The sequence below is a fragment of the Janibacter sp. CFPM2_SD2 genome, from assembly GCF_057364645.1.
Genome location: NZ_JBNFOF010000336.1, coordinates 1 through 1589 on the forward strand (window position 1 = coordinate 1; position 1589 = coordinate 1589).

At 76.5% G+C, this 1589-nt stretch carries 1 protein-coding gene and 1 pseudogene; both read left to right on the plus strand.

Annotated features, from left to right (window positions below; translation table 11 throughout):
* Positions 1 to 148 precede the first annotated feature (148 nt).
* Positions 149 to 1180, plus strand: coding sequence for a hypothetical protein (locus tag AC2W7J_RS18050; RefSeq protein WP_485984143.1), 1032 nt, complete (start codon positions 149 to 151; stop codon positions 1178 to 1180).
* Between the two features lie 69 nt (positions 1181 to 1249).
* A pseudogene (locus tag AC2W7J_RS18055) lies at positions 1250 to 1589 on the plus strand (thiamine pyrophosphate-binding protein); the annotation flags it as partial.

The window sequence follows — 1589 nt, forward strand, 5'->3', positions numbered from 1 at the left end:
GGTCTTGATGTCGAGGTCGAGCTTCGCCTCGGGGGCCAGCTCCTTGTCGACGTACTCGAGGATCTTCGCGTGCGGCGGTGGGTCGGGGCGATCCGTCGCGCCGGTCGCCTCCGGGGTCGCGGTGGCTGCCGCCCCCGTGGCCGCCGTCGTGCTGTCCACCCCCGCCGGGCGCGATGCGGCCGTCGCCGTCGGGCTCGGGCTGGGGCAGGAGGTCGACGAGATCCTCTTCGACCACCCGTGGCTCGTGCCTGCGGCCGCCGACGGTCTCGACGGGCTGCTCATCGGTCTCGGCGAGGGCCTGCCCGCGCTCGGGGTGCTCCTCGCCTGGCGCAGCGGCCGCGCGGGGGTGCCCTACCCGCCGCGCAACGAGGCCGACGCGCTCGGTGTCGTGCTCGCCGCGACCAGGGGCATCGCCCTCGACGAGTCGGGCCGGTCGGTCCGCGTGAGCGCGCGGCCGTCGTTCGCAGGTCGGCCGCCCGCCGGGGTTGCCGACCTCGTGTCCAACCACGGCCCCACCTCGGGCGGCTCCCGCGTGCGGGTCACCGGCATCCGCGGGCCCGACGGCAGCTGGAGCTGGGTCGTCGACGTCCCGGGGACGCAGACCTTCGACCCGCGCGCGGGCGAGAACCCCTGGGACATGACGACCAATGCGCTGCTCGTCGCCGGCCGCCGTCCGCTCGTCATGCAGGCGGTCGCGCGGGCCCTCGACGACGCCCGTCGCCGCGCCGGCGACACGAGCACCACGAGCCGGGTCATGCTCACCGGGCACAGCCAGGGCGGGCTCACGGCGGCGGCGCTCGCCGCCGACCCGACCTTTCGCTCCCGCCACCGGGTCACCCACGTCGTCACCTCGGGGGCGCCCGTCACCTCGCTCGCCGTGCCCGAGGAGGTGAGCGTGCTCAGCCTCGAGCACGACGAGGACCTCGTGGCCGGTCTCGAGGGCGCTGACAACCCCGACCGCCGTGGCTGGGTGACCGTCGAGCGGTCCCTCGCGGACGACCTCGGGCCCGACGGTCGGGCGTCGCAGGCGCACGACAACGCGACCTATGTCGACACGGCCCGTCTCGTCGACGCGAGCGACGACCCGTCGGTGCAGGCCTGGCGAGACGGCGCCGCCCCCTTCGTCGGGTCGCCGCTCGCCACGACCGTCACCACCGACTACGACGTCGCCCGCCGGTGAGCGGTCGTCGTGCGGCGGCGGGTGCCAGTGGCAGGATCGGGCGGGTGACCCTCGACCGCCGCCGCCCGTGTGCTGCTCGACGAGCTCGTCCGCCTCGGCGTGCGCGAGGTCGTCCTGTGCCCCGGGTCCCGGTCGGCCCCGCTGGCCTATGCCGCCCACGACCTCGGAGGCGGCGGGGCGCCTGCGGCTGCACGTGCGGGTCGACGAGCGCAGCGCCGCCTTCCTCGCGCTCGGGCTGGCCAAGACCTCGCGCCGCCCCGCCGTGGTCATCACGACGAGCGGCACCGCGGTCGCCAACCTCCACCCCGCGGTCCTCGAGGCGCACCACGGCGCCGTGCCGCTGCTGCTGCTCACCGCCGACCGGCCGCCCGAGCTGCGCGGGGTCGGGGCCAACCAGGCGACCGTCCAG